Here is a 25,463-nt window from a genome sequence, read left to right on the forward strand (position 1 = left end):
ATAGAGTTTCGGTGGTCATAGCGTTAGGGAAACGCCCGGTTACATTCCGAACCCGGAAGCTAAGCCTTTCAGCGCCGATGGTACTGCAGGGGGGACCCTGTGGGAGAGTAGGACGCCGCCGAACAATCATTGTGGGAAAGCCCCGCACCTTATGGTGCGGGGCTTTTCTGCGTTTACGGGCCGGAACGGCCCGGGGCCTTTCAGGCCGGTGAGACGAGTTGGGTGTCGTAGGCGAGGATCACCGCTTGGACGCGGTCGCGGGTGCCGGTTTTGGCGAGGATGCGGCCGACGTGGGTTTTGACGGTGGATTCGGCGAGGTGGAGGCGCTCGGCGATCTCGGTGTTGCTCCAGCCCTGGCCGATGACGGTGAGGATCTCACGTTCGCGGTCGGTGAGGGTGGCGAGGCGGGGGTCCTCGGGGCGGGGAGTGTCGGCCGCCGTGGGGGACGGCGGGAGGTGGTGGATGTAGGCGTCGAGGAGGCGGCGGGTGAGGCTCGGGGCGACGACGGCGTCGCCGGCCGCGACCGCGCGGATGCCCGCGAGGAGCTCCTCGGGCTGGGCGTCCTTGACCAGGAAGCCGCTGGCGCCGGCGCGGAGGCCGTCGTACGCGTACTCGTCGAGGTCGAAGGTGGTGACGATCAGGATGCGGGTGCGGGCGCCCGTGGTGATGATGCGGCGGGTGGCCTCGATGCCGTCGAGGCCGGGCATGCGGATGTCCATCAGGACGACGTCGGGGTGGTGGCGGTCGACCAGGCGGACGGCTTCGGTGCCGTTCGAGGCCTCGCCGACGACGGTCATGTCGTCCTGGCTCTCCAGGAGCATGCGGAAGCCGAAGCGCTGCATCGGCTGGTCGTCCGCGATGAGAACGGTCGTCACGAGGGGGAGTCCTTCTGGGGGAGTCGGAGCCGGACGGCCCAACCGCCTTCGGGCAGGGGGCCGCTGACGAGTGTGCCGTCGTAGAGGGCCGCGCGCTCGCGCATTCCGGTGAGGCCCTGGCCCTGGCCGGGCACGGGCGCGGTGGCCGTTCCGGTGTCGGTGACGTCGGCCCGTACTTCCTCGGGGGTGTACGTGAGGGTCACCGTGGCCTTCGCGCCCGTGCCGGCGTGTTTGAGGGTGTTGGTGAGGGCTTCCTGGACGACCCGGTAGACCGTCAGTTGGGCGCCGGGGGAGAGTGGTCGGGCGGGTGGTGCGTCGGGGAGGTCGAGGAGGACCGGGAGGCCCGCCTTGCGTACGCCGGTGATCAGGGTGTCGAGGTCGGCGAGGGTGGGCTGGGGCGCGCGGACCGCTTCCTGCTCGTCGTCGCGGAGGACGCCGAGGAGGCGGCGGAGTTCGGCGAGGGCCTCGCGGCTGGTGGTGCCGATGCCTTCGAGGGCCTGGGCGGCGCGTTCGGGGTTCTTCGCCGCGGCGTAGCGGCCGCCGTCCGCGAGGCCGGTGATGACCGAGAGGTTGTGGCCGATGATGTCGTGCATCTCGCGGGCGATGCGGGTGCGTTCCGCGGCGGCGGCGAGACGGACCTCCTGGTCGCGTTCGATCTCCAGCCGGCGGGCGCGGTCGACGAGGCCGGCGGTGTAGTCCTTGCGGGAGCGGACCGCGATGCCGAGGAGGGCGACCAGCGCGTACGTCCACAGGGTGGGCACGACGCGCTGGTCCCAGGGCTCGGAGGGGAAGCGGACGGCGCCCGTGACGAGCGGGGGCAGGATCAGGGCGACGGACCAGAGGAGGGCGCGGGGCGGGCGGCTCAGCGCGATGTGGAACAGCGGGAGCGTCTGGAGGTACGAGGCCTGGAGGAAGGCCCCGGAGGCGTCGCTGACGAGTGCCGCGCAGGCCATCACGGCGAGGACGGCCGTGGGGTGGCGCCGGCGCCAGTAGAGCGGTACGGAGAGGGCCAGGCTCAGGGTGACGACGAGCCAGACCGGGACGCTCGGGTCGCGTGCGGTGGTGCGCCAGCCGCCGGCGGCGTCGACGAGCGCGGCCACCGTCCACACGGCGGTGAGCGTCGCGTCCCAGAGCCAGGGGTGCCGGGCGTCGAAGGCCCGGGTCCGGGCGAACAGGCGCTGGGCGTGCCTGCTCGGGCCCGTCGCGCCGGCGGGCTGCGGTGTGTCCTCCGTGATCACCTGGTCATCATCCTCATACGTCGCGGCGCTTGAGCAACAGCGCGGGCACGGCGAGTGCGGCGGCGGCCCACAGGAGCAGGGCGAGGAGGGCGGCGCCGGGGGCGGCCGCGCCGGGCATCGGGGTCGCGGAGCCGAGGGCGCCGGCCGCCTGGGTGGGGAAGTACCGGACGGCGGTGTCCATCGCCTCGTACGGGAGCATCCCGAGGATCTCGGGCACGATCAGGACGCCGCCGACGAACGCGCCGATGGCGCCGGGGACGGAGCGGAGGCCGGCGCCGAGGCCGAGGGCGACGAGGCCGAGGAGGGTGACGCCGGCGGCGTTGCCCGCGAGGGCGGCGAGGACGCCGTCGTCGGTGAGTGAGGCGGCCTGGTCGGTGTCGGAGAGGAAGACCTGGGCGGTGAGGAAGGTCAGCAGGGCGGTCAGGAGGGAGACCGTGAACACGACGGTGGTGTAGACGGCGGCCTTCGCCCACAGGACGGGGAGGCGGCGGGGGACGGCCGTCAGGGTGGCGCGGATCAGGCCCGTGGCGTACTCGCCGGCGGTGACGAGGAGGAGGGCGGCGGCGGTCAGGACGGTGATCCAGGTGGAGCGGACGGTCCACAGCTTGTGCCACTCCGCGCGGAGGACGCGGGTCGCGGTGAGGCCGTAGGGGTCGGCGGGGGTGGTCATGCGAGGGCTCCCTGGTATTCGACGGAGTCGTGGGTGAGGGCCATGAACGCCTGCTCCAGGGAGGCGGCCTGGGGGGTGAGTTCGTGGAGGGGGAGGCCGTGGGCGGCGGCCGTGCGGCCGATCTCCGGGGCGTCGGGGCCGGTGACGAGGAGGGTGTCGGGGTCCTCCGAGGTGATCCGGGCGCCGGGGAACAGGCTTCGCAGCCGGTCCGGTTCGGGGGTGACGACCTTGACGGAGGCGCCGCCCGAGGACCGTACGAGCTCGTCGACCGTGGTGTCGGCGAGGAGCCGGCCCTTGCCGATGACGATCAGGTGGTCGGCGGTGAGGGCCATCTCGCTCATGAGGTGGGAGGAGACGAGGACGGTACGGCCTTCGGAGGCAAGGGACTTGAGGAGGGTGCGGATCCACAGCACGCCCTCGGGGTCGAGGCCGTTGACCGGTTCGTCGAGGACGACGGTGGCCGGGTCGCCGAGGAGCGCGGCGGCGATGCCGAGGCGCTGGCCCATGCCGAGGGAGAAGCCCTTGACGCGGGTGCGCGCGACCTGGGTGAGGCCGGTGAGGGCGAGAACCCGCTCCACGCGCGCGCGGGGGATGCCGTGGGTGTGGGCGAGAGCCATGAGGTGGTGGTACGCGGAGCGGCCGGGGTGCGGGGAGTGGGCTTCGAGGAGGGCGCCGACCCGGGTGAGGGGGGCCGGGTGGTCGGCGTAGGGGCGGCCGTCGACGGTGGCGTGGCCGCGCGTCGGGGCGGCGAGGCCGAGGAGCATGCGGAGGGTGGTCGACTTGCCGGCTCCGTTGGGGCCGAGGAAGCCGGTGACGGTGCCGGGGTGGACCGTGAAGCTGAGGTCCCGGACGACGGTGGTGTCCCCGTACCGCTTCGTGAGGTTCTCTGCTCGGATCATGCTTCCGACGGTAGGGAGCGGGTGGGCGGCGTTCGTCCGACCGGGGGCGGGAGCCGGGGCGGCGGCGTGGTACCGGGGTACGACGCGGGGCCCTGACCAGTAATTTCCTTGTCGGGGGAGGGGGGACAGGCAAGGATGCTCGGCATGGACTTTTCGATACGTGCGATCCGTTCCGACGAGTGGGAGAAGGTCCGGGAGCTGCGGCTGACGGCGCTGCGGGACCCGGTCGCACACCTCGCGTTCCTCGACACGCACGAGGACGCCGTCGCGCGGCCCGACTCCTTCTGGCAGGAGCGGACGGAGGGCGCGTCGGAGGAAGGGCCCGGTGACGTGCGCCAGTTCGTCGCGGAGGCGCCGGACGGGCGGTGGCTGGGCACGGTGTCGGTGCTCGTGGAGCGGGCCGGCAAGGAGACGTACTTCGGTGACGTCCCGGAGGTCGAGCAGACCCATGTCGTCGGCGTGTTCGTACGGGACGAGGCGCGGGGCTCCGGGGTGATCGACGCGCTGTTCGCGGCGGCGGCCGAGTGGTCGTGGTCGCTGGAGCAGCGGACCGGGCGGGTGCGGCTGTACGTCCACGGGGAGAACGTCCGGGCCCAGGCTGCGTACCGGCGGCTCGGGTACGCGGACACCGGTGTCCGCGTCGCCCTGCACGGCCAGGAGGACGCGCAGGAGCGGGAGTACGAGCTGCTGCGGCCGGCGGAGTAGGTCCGCAACGGCCGGGCATGGGGACTGGTCGGCCTCAGCGGCTGAGCGAGTCCTCCGGCCAGCGGGACCTGGCCTGTTCGGGGGAGCGCATCAGGGCCAGGGTCGGGAGGCCCTGGGTGTGGCCGGTGGCGATGAGCTCCGGGAGGCGGGGGAGCGGGGCCACGGCGGCGACGTCGTCGAGGACGAGCGTCATTGGTGGGTCGAGCCGACCGTCGGATGACCGTGCGGCCATGCGGCGGCCGTGCTCGACCACGCTTGCGGCGAGCGCCGTGAGGAGCGGCATCGCGCCGGGGTGGGTGCGGGGGTCCTCGATCGCCTCTCCCACCACGTAGAGGGTGCCCCCTTCGGCGATGAAAGATGCGAGCGCCAGCGAATCCGTTCGATTCGGGGTGCAGGCCTCCCGGATGTGGACCGCGGACAGCGCGGCCAGCGCACGGGCCGTCAGTTCCTGCGCCAGGCGTCGGCTTTCGGGGTGGGCGGTGAGCGCCGACTCCAGCAGGCCCGCGTGGCCGGACGCGGCCTTGGGGTGGCTGCGGAGGATCCGTACCGGCTCGTGGGCGCCGGCTCCCTGGGCCCAGCGCAGGACCTGCCGGAACGGGCGTCCGTCGACGGCCGCGGCGTGCAGCCAGCACCGCAGGAGCGTTTCCGCGGTGTCGGCGGTGGCCGCGTCCAGGCGGGAGTGCGGGCGTACGGGCGCCAGCAGGGCGACGGCCCGTTCCTGGGCGACCGCCGGGTCCTCGCACCGCTCGGACGGCGACCAGTGGAGCCTCGCCGGCGTGTCGCACACATGGCCGGTGTCGTGCACGAGCACCGGCCCGAGCTTCCCGCGCGCGTCCTTCGTCGCCGACCAGACCTCGGGATCCGACGTGACGACGAGCACCGGGCCCTCGGCGTCCCTGATGGCCTGGACGGCGGCGGGACGGCGGGCTTCCGGGGGGCCGTAGACGGTACGGGGGGTTCCCGCGGGGGCGGTGAGGGAGGTGGGGGCGGTGGGGGCCGTGGGAGGCGTCGGAGCCATGGGAGCCGGGATGGGGCTTGGGGGCTGTGCCTGTGACTGCGCCTGCGCCTGGGGCGGGGTCGGGAGCGGTGCCGGGTAGGGCTCCCGCTCCTGGGGGGTCTCCTCGGCCGGGCGGCGCGGGGCCGGGGGCTGTACGGGCTCCGGGGCCGCCTCGCGAGAGGGGTGCGCGGGCTCTCGTACGGGCTCCGCCGGCTCTCGTACGGGCCGACCCGGCTCTCGTACGGGAGCCGCGGAGTCCCGGGCGGGCTTGCGGGGGGCGGGGGCGGGGCGGTCGTACGTGCCCGCCTTGCGGTGGGCGCGGACGGCGCGCCAACGGGTGAGGGTGCCGAGCGCGAAGACGGCGAGGACCATGAGGATCATGGCCTCGCCGATGAGGAGGCCCCAGAACAGGCCGTATCCCGAGAGCTGGCCCGGTGGGGTGGTGGGCCAGGCCGCGGGGAGGTCGGTGGGTGCGGTGGCGAGGGAGCGGAGGGCCGAGGGGGTGCCGGTGAAGGCGACCCCCTGAGGCCAGGCGCCGTGGGCGAAGAGGCCGGAGAGGCCGGTCGCCGTCCACACCAGGACGGTGAGGCAGAGGAGGAGACCGAAGAGGCTGAGCAACAGCCCGTCGGAGACTCCTCCGCCCTTCCGCGCCGTGTCCATCTACGCCACCGTCGACTGCGAGGAGCCGTTCATCTGCTGCTCGACGAGGATGGCGCGCTGCTCCGTCTCCCACTCCAGTTCCGGATCGGCGACCGGGTCCGAGGCCTCCGTCATGGCGCGGTCGGTGTAGACGAGCGGCCGTTCCCGCTCGGTGATGAGGTGTTTGACCACCTGCACGTTGCCGTTGACGTCCCAGACGGCGATGCCGGGGGTGAGGGTCGGGATGATCTCGACCGCCCAGCGGGGCAGGCCGAGGACCCGGCCGGTGTTGCGTGCCTCGTCGGCCTTCTGGGCGTAGATGGTCCGGGTGGAGGCCATCTTGAGGATCGCCGCCGCCTCCTTGGCCGCCGCTCCGTCGACGACGTCGGAGAGGTGGTGGACGACGGCGACGAAGGACAGGCCGAGACGGCGGCCGAACTTCAGGAGGCGCTGGAACAGCTGGGCCACGAAGGGGCTGTTGATGATGTGCCAGGCCTCCTCGACGAGGAAGATGCGCTTCTTCCGGTCGGGCCGGATCCAGGTGTGCTCCAGCCAGACGCCGACGATCGCCATGAGGATCGGCATGGCGATGGAGTTGCGGTCGATGTGGGACAGGTCGAAGACGATCAGCGGCGCGTCGAGGTCGATGCCGACGGTCGTCGGCCCGTCGAACATGCCGCGGAGGTCGCCGTCGACGAGGCGGTCGAGGACGAGGGCGACGTCCAGGCCCCAGGCCCGTACGTCGTCTATGTCGACGTTCATCGCCTCGGCCGATTCGGCCTTGGGGTGGCGGAGCTGCTCGACGATGTCGGTGAGGATCGGCTGCCGGTCGTTCTTGTGCTCGGTGACGTAGGCGTGGGCGACCTTGAGCGCGAAGCCGGAGCGCTCGTCGAGGCCGTGGCCCATCGCCACCTCGATGATCGTCCGGAGCAGGGCGAGCTGGCCGGTCGTGGTGATGGACGGGTCGAGGGGGTTGAGGCGGATGCCGGAGTCGTTGGCGACCATCGGGTCGAGCCGGATGGGAGTTATTCCCAGCTCCTGCGCGATGAGGTTCCATTCGCCGACGCCGTCCTCGCCCTGGGCGTCGAGCACGACGACCTGCCGGTCCCTGAAGCGGAGCTGGCGGAGCACGTACGTCTTCTCCAGCGCCGACTTGCCGTTGCCGGACTCGCCGAGGACCAGCCAGTGCGGGGCCGGGAGCTGCTGCCCGTACAGCTGGAACGGGTCGTAGATGTAGCCCTTCCCGCTGTAGACCTCGCGGCCGATGATGACGCCGGAGTCGCCGAGGCCGGGGGCGGCCGTCGGCAGGTAGACGGCCTGGGCCTGCCCGGTGGACGTGCGGACGGGCAGGCGGGTCGTCTCCACCTTCCCGAAGACGAAGGAGGTGAAGGCGTCGGTGAGGACGGACAGCGGATCTCGCATCGGTCTGTGCCCCTTCGGCCTTAGCGGCGGATGCCGGTCGCGAACGGCAAGGTGTTCACAAAGGCCCGGTGGTGCTCGCGGTCGCACCACTCCAGCTTCAGATACGACTTGCCGGCGGAGGCCCTGATCGTGCGCTTGTCCCGGGCGAGGGCCTCGGGCGAACGCGACGACACCGTGATGTACCCGACCAGGTTCACTCCCGCAGCGCCGCTGGCGAGATCTTCACCCCGCTGGTCGAGTCGGCCGTGGGCGGCGATGTCGCGCGGGTCGACCGTGCGGTTCATCTTGGCGGCGCGGCTGGCGTCCGCCTCGTCGTTCGTCTTCTCGGTGAGCATGCGCTCGATGGCGACCTCGGTGGGCTCCAGGTCCATGGTCACGGCGACCGTGCGGATGACGTCCGGGGTGTGGACGAGGAGCGGGGCGAGGAAGTTGACGCCGACCGGGGTCATCGGCCACTCCTTCACCCAGGCCGTGGCGTGGCACCAGGGGGCGCGGGTGGAGGACTCGCGGGTCTTGGCCTGGAGGTACGTCGGTTCCATCGCGTCGAGTTCGGCCGGCCACGTGTTTCGCTTCGTCATGGCCTGGATGTGGTCGATCGGGTGGTCCGGGTCGTACATGGAGTGCACCAGGGACGCCAGCCGGGACTGGCCGAGGGGCTGGCGCACGCGGATGTCGGCCTCGGCGAGGCGGGCGCAGATGTCGGTGAGCTCGCGGGCCATGACGACGGCGAGGCCGGCGTCGCGGTCCAGCTTGCGGGCGCCGGAGGCGTGCCGGGCGGCGCGGGCCATGGCGTTGGCCTCGGCGGCGAGTTCGCGCGTGTAGTGCATGCAGGCGACGAGGTAGGCGCGGTGCTGCTCGCTGGAGGTGGAGACCATCGACTGGAGCTGGTCGTACGACTCCATGAGCCACGCGGGCGCGTGCGGGTCGCCGCGCTGGGCGACGTCCTTGGCGTGCGCGTCGGGGTCGGCGGGAAGGGTGCGGGCGAGCATCTGGAGCCGGGTCACGAAGCCGTCGCCGTTGGCCACGTGCTTCAGGAGGGTGCCGAACCGGTCGACCAGGGCCTCCTGGTCCTCGCTGTCGCGCAGGCCGACGCCCGGGCCCTCGATCTCGATGGCGGCGGTGACCGTACGGCGGTCGGCGTGCAGCAGGACGGCGATCTCGTCCGGGCCGAAGGGGGCCGCGAGCCAGCCGACCCGGCCGATGCCGGGCGGTGGGCCGACCTCGACCTCGCGGCCGTCCAGGCGGGTGCCGGCCTCGACGACGACGGAACGGTAGGCCGTGCCGCGCTTCAGCATCCGCTTGTAACTGCGGTTGATCTCGAACCACTTGTAGAACGTGCGGTGCTTGTACGGGAGGTACACGGCGGCGATCGCGATCATCGGCAGGCCGGCGAGCAGCGCGATGCGCAGGGGGAGGAGGGGGACGAGGAGTCCGCTCATCATGCCGAGGAAGGCGCCGACGATGATCAGGGCGATCTCGCCGGTCTCGCGGTTCTTGCCGACGATCGCGTTCGGCCGGGCACGGCCGATGAGATACGTGCGGCGGGGCGCGACCGGCTGGGACTGGGTCGTCAACGCCCTGCACCTCCAGAGTTCTTGCGGTTGCTGTGCGGGGTACCCGCGGTGGGACTGCTGCTACGGGGCGCCGGCGGTGGTGTCGCGCCGCCGCTCCCGCCGCGGCTGCTGTGGGCGGCCATGCCGCCCGACACCGGGTTCGCGGGGCGGGCCGGCTGGCCGCCGCCCTGGCCGCCGCCGCTGTCGCGGGTGCTGTGCGTCTTGATGCCCTGGGAGACGAGGGAGGCGGGGGAGGAGATGACGGCGGCGGCCGCGTTCTCGCCCGCGCGGTGGAGGCGGTTGTTGCGGGAGGCGGCGATCTCGTCGCCGAAGCCGGGGACGAAGCGGTAGATCATCGCGGAGGCGAAGATGGCGAGCAGGATGATCGCCAGGCCGGAGACGACGGCGGAGAACGAGTCCGGGCCCGTGCCGGAGGAGAGCGCCCCGGCCAGGCCGAGGACGATCACGATGATCGGCTTGACCAGGATCACCGCGATCATGATGCCCGCCCAGCGGCGGACGTGGCCCCACATGTTCTTGTCGACGAGGCCCGAGTACACGACGACGCCGAGGAGCGCGCCGACGTACAGCATCACGGCGCGGAGGAACAGCTCCAGGTACAGCACGCCGGCGGCGAGGACGGTCACCAGCGACACGATGATCAGCATGATGGGGCCGCCACCGATGCTGTCGCCCTTCTGCAGGGCCTGCTTGAAGCTGCCGAAGAACACGTCGGTCTGCTGGCCCGTGCCGGACGCGATGACCTCCGTGACCGCGTCGGTGGCGTTCACCACCGTGTACAGGATCAGCGGGGTGAACGCCGAGGCGAGGACCGTCAGCCACAGGAACCCGATCGCCTCCGACAGCGCGACGGTCAGCGGCACGCCCCGCACGGCCCGCTTCGCCACGGCGAGCAGCCACAGGAGCAGCGTGAGGAAGGTCGCGGCGGCGAAGACGATGGCGTAGCGGCCGAGGAACTGCATGTTGGTGAAGTCGACGTCGGCGGTGTCTTTCACCGCCTTCGAGAGGAAGTCGATGGTGGCGACGGCCGCCTCGGCGCAGCCGCGGGCGAGCGAGGACAGCGGGTCGACCGCGGTGGTGGGGTCGGTCACGGGGGACGAGCCGGTTCCACCGCCGGACTGGCTCATCTCGCAGAGTTCCCTGGCCTGTCCCGTCAGGAGGGCGCAGTCCGGGTTGCCCGCACTGGTGCTCGGGGACGGGGTGGGCGTGGGGGCCGCCTGGGCGCTCGGGGCGAGCAGGAGGGGCGCACCGAGGAAGGCGGCGATGGCCGCGGTCGACACGCGCGCTGCCAGACTTCGGCTAGCGGGCATAGGTGAACCCTCCGTATCCCTCGACTGCCTTGGCGATCTCGTCGGCGGTCGAGGCCCGGTTGTCACCGTTGACCGGCGTGGGGCCCTCGTGCTGACTCGTGGACTCCACGCGCCAGTCTCCCCCGACCCACTTGAGCTTTTCCGTGATGGTGAACCAGGAGGAGGTGACGGGCTTGGTCGAGCCCGCGCCGGCCAGGCCGCCCAGTCCGAGGCACCAGACCTCGACCGTCGCGGCGGTCTCCGTGTAGTCGAGGACCTTGGCGCCGACCGGGATGGTGCGGGACACGAAGGTCATGCCGGAGGGGGCGGTGCCGTTCTCGTCGAGTCCGCTGCCGGTCATGAGGCCGGACGAGTAGGAGGTGTCGAGGCGCTTCAGCAGGTCGTCGACGACGGCGGGGTCGTGGATGGCACGCACGATGTCCTCGCGCGGGCCGTCCTGGAACATCTCCGCCGACCCCAGTGCCACCGCGTAGTTCGTGGCCGCGCTTTGGGCGCCCTGGTCGTCGTGGGCGTAGCCGGTGGGGATGGGGCCGGTTGTGCCGGTGACGGGGCGGGTGCCGGTGGCGGAGGTGGGGGCGGTGTCGGCGGGGGCGTGGGAGCGGGGGCCGGCGGCGTCGGCGGGGGCGCCGTCGCCGCGGTTGGCGAAGGCGATGGCGGCGACGAGGACGACCACCACGCCCACGACCGTGATGAGGGAGCGGGAGCTGCGGACGGGGCGGCGGGCGCCGCCGTAGACGTCGCCGCTGTTGCCTTCGGGCAGGCGGGTCCGGGTCTGGCCCGAGCCGCCCACGCCGCCGAAGCTGTCGTGCTCGTCACCGGGACTCATGCCGGGTACGCCCCCTCACTCGTTCGCGGGTACGGCAGTGCTGCAACATGACTGGGCATCGGGGAAGGCGGCATCAGATGGCCTCGGATGGAGATGGGTCCGACGGGAGATCAGACGGCCATCCCGTACACGATGGTGAACAGCGTGCCGAGTGATCCGATGATGAAGACGCCGGTGAGGCCGGCGACGATGAGGCCCTTGCCCTGTTCCGCGCTGAACGTGTCGCGGAGTGCGGTCGCGCCGATGCGCTGCTTGGCCGCTCCCCAGATGGCGATGCCGAGGCAGAGCAGGATGGCAACGGCCATCACGACCTCGATCATCACCTTGGCTTCGTTGCCCAGGCTCCCGAAAGGTCCCCAGTTCGGGGCGATTCCACCGATGATGGTGGTGATGTCGCCCTTTTCGGCCGCCAGGTACATGTAACTCACCGCCCATGTTGGGTAGTTATCTGCCCCTGCCGGACGGCATGGGTCATCGCCCTATCTTCGCTGATGAAACCGCTCACGTGTGACGGCTTGACGGCTCTCTTTACCCGATCCCCGCACACTTGACCGGTCTGACCGCCTTGACCTGCGGTGGTGTGGCCGGTTTCTCATGCGAAGAAGCGTATGGTCACTCTGTGTATCACGGAGGGTGACTCCGGGCAATGATTGTCGTTGTTGCACTCTTGGGGCGGCGTCAGGCGTACGAGGCGACCAGCCGGGACAGGTGACGGCCCGCCAGGAGCAGGGGTTCCTCGGTGCGGGTGGCCTGGGCGGTGGCCTGGGCGCCTTCGAGGGTGTGGACGACGGTGGCGGCGAGGTCGCGGGCCTCGGGGTCGGGGAGTCCGCAGTCGAGGAGTTTGTCGGCGATCAGGTTGCGCCACGAGTAGAGGGCGTCGGCGCAGGCCCGCTGGATGGGGTTGACGGAGCCGAGGGTCTCCAGGGCGGCGGCGGTGACGGGGCAGCCGTCGGTCCAGTCGGAGGCGCGGAGTTCGCGGGCCAGCAGGCGGGCGCAGGCGTCGACGGCGGCGGCCGGGTCGTGCTCGCCGTCGAGGGCCGAGCGCAGGAGGTCGGCGAAGGCTTCCCGGCCGTGTTCGAGGGCCGCGACGGCGACGGCTTCCTTGCCGCCGGGGAAGAAGTGGTAGACGGAGCCGAGGGTGGCGTCCGCCTCGTTCGCGATCTGCTTGACGCCGGTGCCGGTGTAGCCCTGACGCCGGATCAGGCGTGCGGCGGCGACGACGATGCGGTCGCGGGTGCTGCTGGTCTGCATGGGGGCGAGGGTAGGTCGTGTCGCGGCGGGGCGGGTAGAGCGTTCGTTCCGGTGGCCGGCGTCGGTCGAACGCGTTCGGCGCGTGACCGGGCTGTCGCGCAACGTCCCCAGGAAGGCCCTCGCCGCCTAGACTGGCCTCCGGGGCGTACTGCCATGAACCGAGGGGTGGTTGACGGTGCGTAGGGCTGGCAAGGCGTGGCTGGTGGCCGGCGGGAGCCTCGGCGTCTGCCTCGGTTTCCTCGCACTGCTCGTCGTCGGTACGTACTCGGCGGCGGCCGGCATCGCCGGCGGGGCGGGCACCGCGGCGAACGGCACCGTGGCCCTGGCGAAGGGGTCCGTGCCCGCGCTCTACCAGGGGCTGGTGCAGCGCTGGGGCAATCTCTGCCCGGCCATCAACCCGGCTCTGCTCGCCGCGCAGCTCTACCAGGAGAGCGGCTGGAACCCGCGGGCCGTGTCCCCCGCCGACGCCCGGGGCATCGCGCAGTTCATCCCGGGCACCTGGGCCGGCCACGGCGTCGACGGCGACGGGGACGGGGACCGGGACATCTGGGATCCGAAGGACGCGATCCCCTCGGCGGCCTCGTACGACTGCGAGCTCGCCGGCTACGTGAAGGACGTGCCGGGGGATCCGGCGAACAACATGCTGGCGGCGTACAACGCGGGCGCGTACCGGGTCATCAAGCACGGCGGGGTGCCGCCGATCAGCGAGACCCAGAACTACGTGCGCATCATCCGGTCCCTGGAGAAGAGCTTCGCCCGGCCCGTCGGGCGGGTCGATCCGTCCCGGCTGGCCGCGGGGGCGATCCACTACGCGCAGGGGAAGCTCGGCACGCCGTACCTGTGGGGCGGTACGGGCACGGCCGCGCAGAACGGGCGGTTCGACTGCTCCGGGCTCACCCAGGCCGCGTACGAGAGCGTCGGGATCCGGCTGCCGCGCGTCGCCAACGACCAGTACAACGCCGGTCCGCACCCCTCGCGGGAGGAGTTGCTCCCGGGGGACCTGGTCTTCTTCTCGGACGACCTGACCAACTCGCGGGCCATCCGGCACGTCGGCATCTACGTCGGCGGCGGGTACATGATCGACGCGCCGCGCACCGGGGCGGTGATCCGCTTCGACCGGGTCGACACCCCGGACTACTTCGGCGCCACCCGGGTCACCGCGGAGGGTGCGGCGGCGCTGCCGACCCATCTCCCGCAGACGTAACGGGGCCAGAGGGGTCGTCGGGCGGCTTCCCGGCCCGTTCGGGGCGTATGGGGCATGGCCGGAACTCTCCGTCATGCACTGGCCCTGAGCTGCGGAGAACCGTCTCTCTTAGGTAACGTCCTCATGATCCACCGGAGCGAGCGGAACGTACGCCTCAGGCGGTTCGTTCCCCGATCCGACCACTCTGACCACGGGGGTTGGACGACAGACACGAGAGCAAGGGGCCTCAGCAGATGGCTGTACTCGCATCGGACGGTTCGAACCCCGATGTCAGCCTGCTCTACGACATCAACGGACTGGCCAAGGCCGCTCCGCCGTGGTTCGACCGCGTCATGGAATTCGTCGGCGAGTACGGGATCGTGCTCGCGATGGTCCTCGTCGTGCTGTGGTGCTGGTGGAGCGTCCGCCGACGCGGCTCCCACACCGACTCCGTCACGGCCGTCACCGCGCTGGTCTGGGCCCCCCTGGCCGCCGGCGTCGCCCTCCTCGTCAACATCCCCATCCGCGGCTTCGTCGAGCGACCGAGACCCTTCAAGGACCATCAGGGCCTGGAGGTCCTGGTGGACGGGAAGACCGACTTCTCGTTCGTCAGCGACCACGCCACCCTGGCGATGGCCCTCGGCGTCGGCCTCTTCGTCGCCCACCGGGGCTTCGGCCTCGCCGCCATCGCCCTCGCCCTCGGCGAGGGCTTCGCCCGCGTCTACATGGGCGTCCACTACCCGACCGACGTCATCGGCGGCTTCGCCCTCGGCACGGCGGTGGCACTGCTCCTCGCCCCGCCGGCGCTGGCCCTGCTGACCCCGGTCGTCTCCGCCGTCGCCCGCTCCGCCACCGGCACCCGGCTCGTCCGCTCCCGGCGGGCCGGCGGGGCGCGCCACCCCGAGACGTTCGGCATCCCCGAGACGCGGCTCGGCGGACAGGCCGCCGGCGGCACCGGCCGGAACGACCTCGCGGCCTGAGCCACCCGCGAGAGCCCGCCCCGGGAGCGCCCGGGCCGGGCTCAGGGGACCCGCTAGTCCTGGTTCGTACGGGAGTGCTCGGTGGCGTCCGTGCGGGCGCGGTCCCGGGATCTGCGGGCCGGGCCCGTCCAGCCGCAACTGCACCGTGCCAGCGCGAACGAGCCGCGCTCCGTCGTCGTGGTGGTGTGGGCCGAGGCTTGCGCGTGCACACCACCACCGTACTGCGCGTGACGGCACGCCCCGACCGTCGTTAGGGGGATCGGGTGTCCCTCGGGCCCGCGGGGCCGGGGGTGGGCGGTCCCGGGCAAACAGCGGTGCGGCGTTGGGGGTTGGCAGGACATGGTGGTGCAGCCGTACGGACGTCCGCGGGGCCGGAGGAGCGGGGCGTTCGCCGTCACCGCCGTCCTGGTCGGCTCCCTCACCGGAGCCGCGGCGGTCTCCGGGTGTACGGCCCCCGAGGACCCGAAGCCCGTGGGCGACCCCGTCCTCGCCGTGCGGGGCGCGGCCGACGGGCTGGTGCGGGCCGGCACCTCGAAGGCGACCACCTCGATGGAGATGGCGGCCGGCGGCACCCGGGTCACCATCCGGGGCGAGGGCGGCTACGACTTCCGGCGCCGCACCGGCCGGCTCCAGGTGGTGCTGCCGAAGGACGCGGCCGGCGCGAGCGAGCACCGGCCGATCACCGAGCTCCTCACCCCCGGCGCGCTCTACATGAAGAACCGGGGCGCCGGGGTGCCCGCCGACAAGTGGGTCCGTGTCGACACCACCACCCTCGACGACGGGAACCTCGTCACGGGCGGCGCCACCGACCCCGGCGCGGCGGCCGAGCTGCTGCGGGGCGCCCTGGAGGTCACGTACCTCGGCGAGGTGGAACTGGCGGGGGTGAAAGTCGGCCACTATCGGGGCGTCGCCGACATCGCGCACGCGGCCCGGGCGGCCTCGCCGCAGCTGCGCGGGGCGCTCGCCGCGGCGGCGAAAGGGTTCGCCAAGGACACGGTGCCGTTCGACGCCTACCTGGACCGGGAGGGGCGGCTGCGGAAGGTGCGCCACCAGTTCAGCTTCAGCAACCAGGGCCGTACGGTCGCCGTCGCGTCGACGACGCTGCTGTACGGGTTCGGGGCGCCCGTCGAGGTGACGCTGCCGGACCGGCGGCACATCTACGCCGGGAAGATCGAGGCCTGACCTGACCTGGCCGGTTGATGGTGCGGACCATCGGCAAATGGTCCGGACGTGTCATGCGCGGTGCGTGGCCCCGTCCCTACGCTGGGAGACCGCTGGGAGACCGACGCCGGCAGGAAGAGGTGGATGCGCGTGGCCCCGCCCGGTACAGCAACCGTGCCCGCAGACCCGGACTGCGTCGCCCTTGCCGAGATCGAACTGTGCGGCGACCTGATCATCGCGGCCTCGGCCACCGCCGACGGGGAGCGGCTCAGCGCCGACCGGATCGACGAGGTCCTGCGCGTGGCGGCCGAGCGGGCCGTGCGGGACCTGTGACAGTCGGGCCGTACGCGGGGGATCCGACGGCCGGGCCGTACAGGGGGAATCCGGCGGCCGGGCCGTGCGGGACTCCCCCGGGGCACGGCCCCGCGGTGCTCGGGGAGCAGGGCCCCGGGCCGGCCGGGTCAGGTGCGCAGCATGCGGGCGATGGCCTTCGTGGCCTCCTCGACCTTCTCGTCGATGCCCGAGCCGGTGGCCGCCGCGTCCGCGACGCAGTGCCGCAGGTGCTCCTCGAGAAGCTGGAGCGCGAAGGACTGCAGCGCCTTCGTCGACGCCGACACCTGCGTGAGTATGTCGATGCAGTAGACGTCCTCGTCGACCATCCGCTGGAGGCCTCGGATCTGGCCCTCGATCCGGCGGAGCCGCTTGAGGTGCTCGTCCTTCTGCTTGTGGTAACCGTGCACGCCGTGCCCGTGGTCGGCCGGTTCGACCGTCTCGACGGTGTCGGGGGTGACCTGGTCCGTCTCGGTGGTCGTCATCGCGTCCTCCCGTTGTCCAGAAAGGGGGTGTATACCCCTCGTGGGTATATGGTACCGATCCCCGCCGTTCCGGGCGGGGGCACGTGCGGTTCACTGTGCCTGATGGGCGACACTGAGAGGACGCCGGTTAGCCGTGGCCGGATGATGCGCCTAGCATCAGCCTGACCGAACCCAGCACCCCGAGGACCTCACGTGCGATTTCGTCTGACCCCCAGGGAGACGAGCTTCTACGACATGTTCGCCGCATCCGCGGACAACATCGTCACGGGCTCCAAGCTCCTGATGGAACTGCTCGGAGCGGAACCTTCCGCCCGGGCCGAGATCGCGGAGCGGATGCGGGCAGCGGAGCACGCCGGCGACGACGCCACCCACGCGATCTTCCACCAGCTGAACTCCTCTTTCATCACGCCGTTCGACCGTGAGGACATCTACTCCCTCGCGTCGTCCCTCGACGACATCATGGACTTCATGGAAGAGGCCGTCGACCTGGTCGTCCTCTACAACATCGAAGAGCTCCCCAAGGGTGTCGAGCAGCAGATCGAGGTGCTTTCCCGCGCGGCCGAGCTGACCGCCGAGGCCATGCCGAACCTGCGGACGATGGCCAACCTCACGGAGTACTGGATCGAGGTCAACCGGCTGGAGAACCAGGCCGACCAGATCCACCGCAAGCTGCTCGCCCAGCTCTTCAACGGCAAGTACGACGCCATCGAGGTGCTGAAGCTGAAGCAGGTCGTCGACGTGCTGGAAGAGGCGGCCGACGCGTTCGAGCACGTGGCCAACACGGTGGAGACCATCGCGGTCAAGGAGTCCTGAGCTTCGTGGACACCTTCGCTCTGATCGTGACCATCGGTGTCGCGCTCGGTTTCACGTATACGAACGGCTTCCACGACTCCGCCAACGCCATCGCCACCTCGGTGTCGACCCGGGCGCTGACCCCCCGGGCCGCGCTCGCGATGGCGGCGGTCATGAACCTCGCCGGTGCCTTCCTGGGCAGCGGGGTCGCCAAGACCGTCAGCGAGGGCCTGATCGAGACGCCGCACGGCGACAAGGGGATGGGCATCCTCTTCGCCGCGCTGGTCGGCGCGATCATCTGGAACCTGGTCACCTGGTACTTCGGCCTGCCGTCCTCCTCCTCCCACGCGCTGTTCGGCGGCATGGTGGGCGCGGCGCTCGCCGGCGGCACGGAGGTCATCTGGGGCGGGGTGCTCGACAAGGTCGTCATCCCGATGTTCATCTCGCCGGTCGTCGGCCTCGTGGTCGGTTACCTGGTCATGTGCGTGATCCTGTGGATGTTCCGCAAGGCCAACCCGCACAAGGCCAAGCGCGGTTTCCGCATCGCGCAGACGGTGTCGGCGGCCGGCATGGCCCTCGGCCACGGTCTGCAGGACGCGCAGAAGACCATGGGCATCGTGGTGATGGCCCTGGTCATCGCCGACGTGCAGCAGTCCGGCGACGACATCCCGGTGTGGGTGAAGATCGCCTGTGCCGTGATGCTCTCGCTCGGTACGTACGCGGGTGGCTGGCGCATCATGCGGACGCTCGGCCGCAAGATCATCGAGCTGGACCCGCCGCAGGGTTTCGCGGCGGAGACCACCGGCGCGTCGATCATGTTCGGCTCGGCGTTCCTCTTCCACGCGCCGATCTCGACGACCCATGTCATCACCTCCGCGATCATGGGCGTCGGCGCCACGAAGCGCGTGAACGCGGTGCGCTGGGGCGTCGCCAAGAACATCATCCTCGGCTGGTTCATCACCATGCCGGCGGCGGCGCTGGTCGCCGCGGCGAGCTACTACGTGGTGCAGTTGCTCTTCGGCTGACGGCAGGCCGTACGCGTGACGGCAGGTCGTCGGAAATGGTCGGGCCCGGCTTCCCTTGTGGGGGAGCCGGGCCCTTCGTCATGCGGTGGCACCGCCATGCAGCACCGCAGACGTGTTTATCCGAAGCGGCCGGAGATGTAGTCCTCGGTCGCCTGGACGCTCGGGTTGGAGAAGATGCGCTCGGTGTCGTCCAGCTCGATCAGCTTGCCGGGCTGGCCGACCGCCGCCAGGTTGAAGAAGGCGGTGCGGTCCGAGACGCGGGCGGCCTGCTGCATGTTGTGCGTCACGATGACGATCGTGAAGCGCTCCTTCAGCTCGCCGATCAGGTCCTCGATGGCGAGGGTGGAGATCGGGTCGAGCGCGGAGCAGGGCTCGTCCATGAGCAGGACGTCCGGCTCTACCGCGATGGCGCGGGCGATGCACAGACGCTGCTGCTGACCGCCGGAGAGGCCGGAGCCCGGCTTGTTCAGGCGGTCCTTGACCTCGTTCCAGAGGTTGGCGCCCTTGAGGGACCGCTCGACGATGTCGTTCAGCTGGGACTTCCGGTAGCTGCCGTTGAGCCGCAGGCCCGCCGCCACGTTGTCGAAGATCGACATGGTGGGAAAGGGGTTGGGGCGCTGGAAGACCATGCCGACCGTGCGGCGGACGGCGACCGGGTCGACGTTCGTCCCGTACAGGTTCTCGTCGTCCAGCATCACCTTGCCCTCGACGCGGCCACCGGGGGTGACCTCGTGCATGCGGTTCAGGGTGCGCAGGAAGGTGGACTTGCCGCAGCCGGACGGGCCGATGAAGGCCGTCACGGAGCGGGGCTCGACGGTCATCGAGATGTCGTCGATCGCCTTGTGGGCGCCGTAGTAGGCGGAGAGGCCGCTGACGTCGATGCGCTTGGCCATGTGAATCACTTCCTATTGCCGCGGTCAGCGGCCGGTCTTCGGGGCCTTCCAGCGGGCGATGCCGCGGGCCACCAGGTTGAGGATCATGACGAAGGCGATCAGGACGAGCGCGGCACCCCACGCACGGGCCATCGCGGCGTCGGTGCCGACCGCGAACTGCTCGTAGACGTAGAGCGGCAGGGAGGACTGCGCGCCTTCGAAGGGGTTCGGGTTGATGAGCTTCGTACCGAACACGAGGAGCAGGACCGGGGCCGTCTCACCGGTGATGCGGGCGACCGCGAGCATGACGCCCGTGGTGATGCCGCCGATCGCGGTGGGCAGGACCACCTTCAGGATCGTGCGCCACTTGGGGATGCCGAGGGCGAGGGAGGCCTCGCGGAGCTCGTTCGGGACGAGCTTGAGCATCTCCTCGGTGGAGCGGACCACGACCGGCATCATCAGGATGGCGAGGGCCATCGCGCCGGCGAAACCGGAGGGGCCGAAGCCCAGCATCAGGTTCCAGGTGGCGAGGACGAAGAGGCCGGCGACGATCGACGGGATGCCCGTCATGACGTCGACGAAGAAGGTGACGGCGTGGGCGAGCTTCCCGCCCCCGTACTCGACGAGGTAGACCGCGGTCAGCAGGCCGATCGGCGCGGCGATCAGGGTCGCGATGCCGACCTGCTCGATGGTGCCGAGCAGCGCGTGGTAGACGCCGCCGCCGGCCTCGGCGTCGAGGACGCCGTTCATCGAGTGCGTCAGGAAGTAGCCGTCGAGGACGTCCATGCCCTTGCTGATCGTGACCCACGCGAGGGAGAGCAGCGGGATGACGGCGAGGACGAACGAGACCCAGATGAGGCTGGTGGCGACGCGGTCCTTGGCCTGGCGGCTGCCCTCGACCTTGGTGGTCACGGCGAAGGTGACGACGACGAAGAGCAGCGCGGCGATCAGGCCCCACTGGACCTTGCTGTGCCAGCCCGCGCCGAGGCCGATGCCGATGCCTCCGGCGATCGAGCCGGCGGCGATGGCGGCCGGGGTCCAGCGGGGGAGCCGGGCGTGGGAGAGAGGCCGCCGCGGGGCGGCCTGGACCGGACGTTCCTGTATGGCGTGGCTCATGCCGCGGCCCCCGAGTACTCCTTGCGGCGGCCGATGATCCAGCGGGCGGCGCCGTTGACCAGCAGGGTGATGGCGAAGAGGACGAGACCGGAGGCGATCAGCGCGTCCCGGCCGAACTCGTTGGCCTCGTTGAACTTGGCGGCGATGTTCTGCGCGAACGTGCCGCCGCCCGGGTCGAGCAGGTGGCCCGAGATGAGGAAGCTGGGGGAGAGGACCACGGCGACGGCCATGGTCTCGCCGAGCGCGCGGCCGAGGCCCAGCATGGAGGCGGAGATGATGCCGGAGCGGCCGAAGGGCAGCACCGACATGCGGATGACCTCCCAGCGCGTGGCGCCGAGGGCGAGGGCGGCTTCCTCGTGCATCCGGGGGACCTGGAGGAAGACCTCACGGGTGACGTTGGTGATGATCGGAAGGATCATGATCGCCAGCAGGATGCCCACGGTGAAGAGGTTGCGGGCGACGCCGTCGCTGGACTTGTCGAAGATGTACGTCCAGCCCATGTACTGGTCGAGCCACTCGTTCAGGCCGGCCAGGTACGGGACCAGGAAGATCGCGCCCCACAGGCCGTAGATGATGCTGGGCACGGCGGCGAGCAGGTCGACGACGTACGCGAGCGGCTTGGCCAGCTTGCGCGGGGCGTAGTGCGAGATGAAGAGGGCGATCCCGATCGCGACGGGCACGGCGATGAGCATCGCGATGACCGACGAGACGACCGTGCCGAACGCGAGGACGGCGATGCCGAAGACCGGCGGGTTCGCGGCGGGGTTCCACTCGAAGGTGGTGAAGAAGTTCGTGCTGTCCTTCGAGATGGCGAGGACGGCGCGGTAGGTGAGGAAGACCGCGATAGCGGCCATGATCACGAGGAGGGTGATGCCGGAGCCTCGGGACAGACCGCTGAAGATGCGGTCCCCGGGGCGGGACGCGCTCTTGGCGCGCCGGCTCCTCTGTATGTCTGGTGTGGAAGTAGCCATCTGCTTCTCCGGTCTGCGGCGCCCGTACGGCGTGTACGGGCTCCTGGCGGCGGTGCACCGGATGCCGGGCCGGCCCCCCGGGTCCTTCGGGCGCGAGCCTTCGGGAGGAGGGGCCGGACCCGGCCGGGGGTCAGGACAGGGTGGGGACGATCGCGCGGACCTTGGCCGCGATCTCGGCCGGGAGCGGGGCGTAGCCGGCCTCGGAGAGGACCTTCTGGCCCTCCTCGCCGGACGTGTAGGTGAGGAACGCCTTCAGGGTCGCCAGGGTCTCCGGCTTGTTGCCCTTGTCGCAGGCGATCTCGTACGTGACCAGGGTCAGCGGGTAGGCGCCCTCGGCCTTGGTCGTGTAGTCGAGGGAGAGGGCCAGGTCGCTGCCGGTGCCCTTGACCTTGGCGGCGGCGATGGCCTTGGAGGCGTTCTCCGTGGTCGCGGCGACCGGGGCGGAGGCGCCGGTGTTCACGCTGACCGTGGAGATCTTGTTGGCCGTGGCGTACGAGAGCTCGAAGTAGCCGATGGAGCCCTCGGCGTCCTTGACCGCGGTGGCGACACCGGAGGAGCCGTTGGCGGCCTGGCCACCCGGGGCGGGCCACGACTTGGTCTTCGGGTCGTACTTCCAGTCCGCCTTCGCGGTGGCCGACAGGTACTTGCCCAGGTTCTGGGTGGTGCCCGACTCGTCCGAGCGGTGGAAGGCCTGGATGGTGGTGTCGGGGAGCTTCGCGCCCGGGTTCAGCTTGGCGATCGCCGGGTCGTTCCACTTGGTGATCTTCGTGTCGAAGATCTTGGCGAGGGTGGGGGCGTCCAGGACGAGGTTGTCCACGCCTTCCAGCTTGTACCCGATGGCGATGGGGCCGCCGACCATCGGAAGGTTGATGCCCTTGCCGCCCTTGCAGATCTTCTGCGACTCGGCGACCTCTTCGTCCTTCAGGGCGGAGTCGGAACCCGCGAAGGTGACCTGGCCCTGGTTGAACTTGGTGATGCCGCCGCCGGAGCCGATCGCCTGGTAGTTGACCTCGACGCCGGAGCACGCGGCCTGGAAGTTCTTGACCCACAGGTCCATGGCGTTCTTCTGCGCGCTGGAGCCGGCGGCCAGGAGCTGGCCCTTGGCGCCGTCACAGGCGATGTTCGACGCGGCCGCGGTGGTCTTGGAGGCGCCGTCCTTCGTGGGCGTCTCCGAGTTGTTGTCCGAACCACACGCCGACAGGACGAGCGCACCGGAGACGACGAGGGCACCGATCGCGGAGGCGCGAAGCCCGTTCTTGCGCGAAAGCTTCACTTTCGGGTGTTCCTTCCAGAAGCCGCCCTGTCGCGGACCGAGTGTCCTGAACGTTCTACGGCGGCGTGTGTCGGTTGGTTGGTGCGGCGTACTGCTTCGTGCACCGTGTAAGGCCGAAATTAGGCAGAACAGGTGAAGCGGTCGACGGGGGAGAGTGAACGGGAAGTGAACCGTGCCGTAAGCCCGGGTGCGGGGCCCTTGGGCGGGCGGCGGGCTTCCGGCTCCGACTCGTGCGGGTCCGTGGCCCCGTCGCCCTCTCCGCCAGCTGCCCACTTCTCGAACACCCACGCCTCCTGGCCGGCGCCTGTCACCCCTTGCCGCGCGGCCCGCCTCCTGGCTGGCGCCCGTCGCGCCCTCGCCGTGCGGCCACGCCTACGGGCTGGCGCCCGTGGCCCGCGTGTCGTGCGGGCACGCCTACGGGCTGGTGCCCGTCGCCCGCCCACCGCCGTGTCCGCCCGTCGCCCCCTTGCCGTGCGGCCACGCCTACGGGCTGGCGCCCGTCGCCCCTTTGCCGTGCGGCCGCGCCCCTCTGGCTGGCGCCCGTCGCTCGCCCACTGCCGTGTGGGCAATCGTCCCGCTGGGGCGGGACGGGTGGGCACACGGGACGGCGCCCCTTGCCGGGCCTAGGCTTCCGCGCCTGGACGGTGCGCCGAAGGTGCGGCGCCGTCGTGGGTTGTGCCCACCCGTTCCGCCCCTGCGGAACAGCTGCCCACAACGCGGGTGGCAGGCGGGAGGGGCGGCCCGTGCCCCGGGTTCTATGGGGGCGCAGCCCGCAACGCGCGGGTGGCGGCCGGGAGGGAGGGGCCCGGACCTCGGTCCCGTGGGGCGCAGCCCGCAACGCGCGGGTGGCGGCCGGGAGGGAGGGGCCCGGACCTCGGTCCCGTGGGGCGCAGCCCGCAACGCGCGGGTGGCGGCGGGGAGGGAGGGGCCCGGACCTCGGTCCCGTGGGGCGCAGCCCGCAACGCGCGGGTGGCGGCGGGGAGGGAGGGGCCCGGACCTCGGGTTCAGTGGGGGCGCAGCTCATAACCCAGGTGGCGGCCGAGAGGGAGGGGCCCGGACATCTCACCCGTGGGCGCAGCCCACAAGCCAGGTGGCCGGCCGGGAGGGAGGGGCCCGGAACTCGGTTCCGTGGGCGCAGCTCGCACCGCGCGGGTGGCGGCTGGGAGGGAGGGGTCCGTGCCTCGGGTTCTGTGGGGGCGCAGCCCGCAATGCGGGTGGCAGCCGCTGGGAGGGAGGGGGCCCGTGCCTTGGGGCGAGTGGGGGCGCGGGCCGCGACCCGGGTGGAGGGGGCGGTCCGTGGCTCGGGCTCAGGGGGTGGTGGTGAGGGCGGCGTCGAGGAGGGTGCGGTCGCGGGGTTGGGTGAGGCGGAGGCGGGCGGCGGGTGGGGGGAGCCAGAGGAGGGCGTCGACCTCGGAGGTGGGGGTGAAGGTGCCGGAGAGAGCGCGGGCGGACCAGTAGGTGACGTGTTTGGGGCGGCCGGCGACCGTGTAGTGGGCGCTGGGGAGGCGGGGGCCGAGCTCGCAGTGGCGGCCGGTCTCTTCAAGGACCTCGCGGACGGCGCAGGCGCTCGCCGATTCGCCGCGCTTGCGTTTGCCCTTGGGGTGGGACCAGTCGTCGTATTTGGGGCGATGGACCAGGGCGATCTCGATGCCGTGGCCGGACGGGGCCGGGCGCCAGAGGACGCAGCCTGCGGCGAGGACGGGTGGGGGGTCGGGGGTGGTCATGGGACGGGTGCGGTGGTGCGGTGCCAGGCGTGCTGGAAGGCGAAGCGGGCGGCTTCGACCTCGTGGCGCTGGTCGGCGTGGAGGACGCCGAGGGCGTACGCGGTGGCCGGGGCGATCCGCGGCGTGCGGGCCGCGGTGGCGGCGGCCGTGGCGGCTTCGGCGGCGTCGCGGTGCCGGTCGAGGGCGCGGGCGGCCTCGTACAGGGCGGAGTCGGGTTCACCGCCGGTGTGCAGGGCTTCGGAGGCGTACCGGTGCAGGCGCAGCAGGAGCCGGGTCTGGTGCCAGGGCGCGTCCTGGGTCTCCCCGGCGCCGAGACCGAGGGCCTCGGCGTTGTACGGGTGGGCAGCCCGGGTCAGGGGCAGCGCGGCCACCGCGTCGAGGAGGCGCCGTTCGGCGGCCTCGGCGGGGCCGTCCAGGACCTCGACGGCGGGCGCCGAGCCCAGGGGGCCGAGGGGTACCTCGGAGGCGAGCAGCGCGAGGGCGTCGGCGACGGCGTGGAAGCGTGCGGAGCCCAGGGCCTGGAGGGCAGCCGAGTGGGCGCGCGTTCGGGCCAGGGTCAGCTGCCGGTCGAGCAGGGCGCCGGCGCGGGCGGCGCCCACGGAGAGCCCGTGCGCCTCGCTGCCGCGTGCGGCGGGCACACCCGACCGGCCACCCGGCGAGCCGCCGGACGCGCTGCCCGTGGCCGCACCGGCCGAGCTCCTCGTACCGGCCGAGCCACCCGTGCGGGCTGAGCTTCCCGTGAGGGCTGAGCCACCCGTGAGGGCTGAACTTCCCGTACCGGCCGAGCCGCCCCTAAGAGCCGAGCTCCCCGTACCGGCCGAGCCGCCCCTAAGAGCCGAGCTCCCCGTACCGGCCGAGCCGCCCGCAAGCGCCGAGCCACCCGTCCCGGCCGAGCCACCCGCACCGGCAGAACTCCCCGTACCGGCCGAGCCGCCCCTAAGAGCCGAGCTCCCCGTACCGGCCGAGCCGCCCCTAAGAGCCGAGCTCCCCGTACCGGCCGAGCCGCCCCTAAGAGCCGAGCTCCCCGTACCGGCCGAGCCCCCCTTGCTCGCCGAGTTCCCCGTATCCGCTACGCCATCCACTACGCCGCCGCCCGCGCCCGTAGCCGTCCCGTCCGGCCCGCTAGGGGTGTACGACCCGCCGCC

General features: G+C 71.7%; 26 protein-coding genes and 1 rRNA gene. 8 read left to right on the forward strand and 19 right to left on the reverse strand.

The window, feature by feature from the left end; translation table 11 throughout:
• Positions 1-7: 7 nt before the first annotated feature.
• Positions 8-124: ribosomal RNA gene (gene rrf, locus MRBLMG1_RS15730) — 5S ribosomal RNA — on the forward strand.
• A 76-nt stretch (positions 125-200) separates the two neighbouring features.
• On the opposite strand, the gene MRBLMG1_RS15735 is transcribed toward rrf, so the two are convergent.
• Genes MRBLMG1_RS15735 through MRBLMG1_RS15750 form a run of 4 tightly spaced genes read right to left on the reverse strand, consistent with a single transcriptional unit; the run spans position 201 to position 3,682 of the window.
• Positions 201-875 carry a response regulator gene (locus MRBLMG1_RS15735; RefSeq protein WP_367824629.1) on the reverse strand — a complete coding sequence of 225 codons (675 nt, stop codon included), beginning with the start codon at positions 873-875 and terminating at the stop codon, positions 201-203.
• Positions 872-2,113: a sensor histidine kinase gene (locus tag MRBLMG1_RS15740; protein ID WP_367824630.1), complete on the reverse strand. Its 1,242-nt coding sequence runs from the start codon at positions 2,111-2,113 to the stop codon at positions 872-874. The genes MRBLMG1_RS15735 and MRBLMG1_RS15740 overlap by 4 nt, the downstream gene beginning before the upstream one ends.
• A 13-nt stretch (positions 2,114-2,126) precedes the next feature.
• Positions 2,127-2,783 carry an ABC transporter permease gene (locus MRBLMG1_RS15745; RefSeq protein WP_367824631.1) on the reverse strand — a complete coding sequence of 219 codons (657 nt, stop codon included), beginning with the start codon at positions 2,781-2,783 and terminating at the stop codon, positions 2,127-2,129.
• Positions 2,780-3,682, reverse strand: coding sequence for an ABC transporter ATP-binding protein (locus MRBLMG1_RS15750; RefSeq protein ID WP_367824632.1), 903 nt, complete (start codon positions 3,680-3,682; stop codon positions 2,780-2,782). The genes MRBLMG1_RS15745 and MRBLMG1_RS15750 overlap by 4 nt, the downstream gene beginning before the upstream one ends.
• 144 nt (positions 3,683-3,826) lie before the next feature.
• On the opposite strand from MRBLMG1_RS15750, the gene MRBLMG1_RS15755 reads away from it, so the two are divergent.
• Entirely contained in the window at positions 3,827-4,387 is a 561-nt protein-coding gene (locus tag MRBLMG1_RS15755; RefSeq protein ID WP_367824633.1) for a GNAT family N-acetyltransferase, read from the forward strand.
• Positions 4,388-4,421: 34 nt separating this feature from the next.
• On the opposite strand, the gene MRBLMG1_RS15760 is transcribed toward MRBLMG1_RS15755, so the two are convergent.
• The 7 genes from MRBLMG1_RS15760 to MRBLMG1_RS15790 all read right to left on the reverse strand — a co-directional run bounded on the left by MRBLMG1_RS15760 (position 4,422) and on the right by MRBLMG1_RS15790 (position 12,406).
• Positions 4,422-6,044: a type VI secretion protein gene (locus MRBLMG1_RS15760; RefSeq protein ID WP_367824634.1), complete on the reverse strand. Its 1,623-nt coding sequence runs from the start codon at positions 6,042-6,044 to the stop codon at positions 4,422-4,424.
• A complete protein-coding gene (locus tag MRBLMG1_RS15765) occupies positions 6,045-7,445 on the reverse strand; it encodes an ATP-binding protein (protein WP_367824635.1) in 1,401 nt (466 codons plus the stop codon).
• A gap of 20 nt (positions 7,446-7,465) precedes the next feature.
• Complete coding sequence (locus tag MRBLMG1_RS15770; RefSeq protein ID WP_367824636.1) at positions 7,466-9,019, reverse strand: SCO6880 family protein; 1,554 nt, start codon at positions 9,017-9,019, stop codon at positions 7,466-7,468.
• A complete protein-coding gene (locus MRBLMG1_RS15775; protein ID WP_367824637.1) occupies positions 9,016-10,329 on the reverse strand; it encodes a hypothetical protein in 1,314 nt (437 codons plus the stop codon). The genes MRBLMG1_RS15770 and MRBLMG1_RS15775 overlap by 4 nt, the downstream gene beginning before the upstream one ends.
• Positions 10,319-11,155, reverse strand: a complete 837-nt coding sequence (locus MRBLMG1_RS15780; RefSeq protein ID WP_367824638.1) for a hypothetical protein — start codon at positions 11,153-11,155, stop codon at positions 10,319-10,321. The genes MRBLMG1_RS15775 and MRBLMG1_RS15780 overlap by 11 nt, the downstream gene beginning before the upstream one ends.
• Positions 11,156-11,265: 110 nt before the next feature.
• Positions 11,266-11,574, reverse strand: coding sequence for a hypothetical protein (locus MRBLMG1_RS15785; protein ID WP_024757447.1), 309 nt, complete (start codon positions 11,572-11,574; stop codon positions 11,266-11,268).
• 259 nt (positions 11,575-11,833) lie between these two features.
• Entirely contained in the window at positions 11,834-12,406 is a 573-nt protein-coding gene (locus MRBLMG1_RS15790) for a TetR/AcrR family transcriptional regulator (protein WP_367824639.1), read from the reverse strand.
• Between the two features lie 202 nt (positions 12,407-12,608).
• Here MRBLMG1_RS15790 and MRBLMG1_RS15795 point away from each other — a divergent pair, with 202 nt between their 5' ends.
• Both MRBLMG1_RS15795 and MRBLMG1_RS15800 read left to right on the forward strand, forming a co-directional pair.
• Positions 12,609-13,610: an NlpC/P60 family protein gene (locus MRBLMG1_RS15795; RefSeq protein ID WP_414721588.1), complete on the forward strand. Its 1,002-nt coding sequence runs from the start codon at positions 12,609-12,611 to the stop codon at positions 13,608-13,610.
• A 233-nt stretch (positions 13,611-13,843) separates the two neighbouring features.
• Positions 13,844-14,569 (forward strand): phosphatase PAP2 family protein, encoded by a 726-nt coding sequence (locus MRBLMG1_RS15800; protein ID WP_367824640.1) that lies wholly within the window; start codon positions 13,844-13,846, stop codon positions 14,567-14,569.
• 53 nt (positions 14,570-14,622) lie between these two features.
• Here MRBLMG1_RS15800 and MRBLMG1_RS15805 read toward each other — a convergent pair whose 3' ends face one another.
• Positions 14,623-14,778, reverse strand: a complete 156-nt coding sequence (locus MRBLMG1_RS15805; RefSeq protein WP_367824641.1) for a hypothetical protein — start codon at positions 14,776-14,778, stop codon at positions 14,623-14,625.
• Positions 14,779-14,908: 130 nt separating this feature from the next.
• Between MRBLMG1_RS15805 and MRBLMG1_RS15810 the strand changes: the two genes are divergently transcribed.
• Together MRBLMG1_RS15810 and MRBLMG1_RS15815 are read left to right on the forward strand one after the other, a co-directional pair.
• On the forward strand, positions 14,909-15,751 hold the full coding sequence (locus tag MRBLMG1_RS15810; RefSeq protein ID WP_367824642.1) for a hypothetical protein: 843 nt from the start codon (positions 14,909-14,911) through the stop codon (positions 15,749-15,751).
• A gap of 123 nt (positions 15,752-15,874) precedes the next feature.
• Entirely contained in the window at positions 15,875-16,063 is a 189-nt protein-coding gene (locus tag MRBLMG1_RS15815) for a hypothetical protein (protein WP_367824643.1), read from the forward strand.
• A 128-nt stretch (positions 16,064-16,191) separates the two neighbouring features.
• Here the strand turns inward: MRBLMG1_RS15815 and MRBLMG1_RS15820 are convergent, their stop codons facing one another.
• On the reverse strand, positions 16,192-16,545 hold the full coding sequence (locus tag MRBLMG1_RS15820) for a metal-sensitive transcriptional regulator (RefSeq protein WP_367824644.1): 354 nt from the start codon (positions 16,543-16,545) through the stop codon (positions 16,192-16,194).
• Positions 16,546-16,737: 192 nt separating this feature from the next.
• Between MRBLMG1_RS15820 and MRBLMG1_RS15825 the strand changes: the two genes are divergently transcribed.
• Together MRBLMG1_RS15825 and MRBLMG1_RS15830 are read left to right on the forward strand one after the other, a co-directional pair.
• Entirely contained in the window at positions 16,738-17,358 is a 621-nt protein-coding gene (locus MRBLMG1_RS15825) for a DUF47 domain-containing protein (RefSeq protein WP_367824645.1), read from the forward strand.
• 5 nt (positions 17,359-17,363) lie between these two features.
• Entirely contained in the window at positions 17,364-18,362 is a 999-nt protein-coding gene (locus MRBLMG1_RS15830; RefSeq protein ID WP_367824646.1) for an inorganic phosphate transporter, read from the forward strand.
• Positions 18,363-18,478: 116 nt separating this feature from the next.
• On the opposite strand, the gene pstB is transcribed toward MRBLMG1_RS15830, so the two are convergent.
• The 6 genes from pstB to MRBLMG1_RS15860 all read right to left on the reverse strand — a co-directional run bounded on the left by pstB (position 18,479) and on the right by MRBLMG1_RS15860 (position 25,400).
• On the reverse strand, positions 18,479-19,255 hold the full coding sequence (pstB, locus tag MRBLMG1_RS15835; RefSeq protein WP_367824647.1) for a phosphate ABC transporter ATP-binding protein PstB: 777 nt from the start codon (positions 19,253-19,255) through the stop codon (positions 18,479-18,481).
• 24 nt (positions 19,256-19,279) lie between these two features.
• Positions 19,280-20,350: a phosphate ABC transporter permease PstA gene (gene pstA / locus MRBLMG1_RS15840; protein ID WP_367824648.1), complete on the reverse strand. Its 1,071-nt coding sequence runs from the start codon at positions 20,348-20,350 to the stop codon at positions 19,280-19,282.
• A complete protein-coding gene (pstC, locus tag MRBLMG1_RS15845; protein ID WP_367824649.1) occupies positions 20,347-21,321 on the reverse strand; it encodes a phosphate ABC transporter permease subunit PstC in 975 nt (324 codons plus the stop codon). Before pstC ends, pstA begins: the two co-directional genes overlap by 4 nt.
• A 130-nt stretch (positions 21,322-21,451) precedes the next feature.
• On the reverse strand, positions 21,452-22,594 hold the full coding sequence (gene pstS / locus MRBLMG1_RS15850) for a phosphate ABC transporter substrate-binding protein PstS (protein WP_367824650.1): 1,143 nt from the start codon (positions 22,592-22,594) through the stop codon (positions 21,452-21,454).
• A gap of 1,307 nt (positions 22,595-23,901) precedes the next feature.
• Positions 23,902-24,318 carry an NUDIX hydrolase gene (locus tag MRBLMG1_RS15855; RefSeq protein ID WP_367824651.1) on the reverse strand — a complete coding sequence of 139 codons (417 nt, stop codon included), beginning with the start codon at positions 24,316-24,318 and terminating at the stop codon, positions 23,902-23,904.
• A complete protein-coding gene (locus MRBLMG1_RS15860) occupies positions 24,315-25,400 on the reverse strand; it encodes a metal-binding protein (RefSeq protein WP_414721589.1) in 1,086 nt (361 codons plus the stop codon). The genes MRBLMG1_RS15855 and MRBLMG1_RS15860 overlap by 4 nt, the downstream gene beginning before the upstream one ends.
• Positions 25,401-25,463 lie beyond the last annotated feature (63 nt).

It is taken from the genome of Streptomyces sp. LMG1-1-1.1 (assembly GCF_040815545.1).
Lineage (GTDB): Bacteria > Actinomycetota > Actinomycetes > Streptomycetales > Streptomycetaceae > Streptomyces.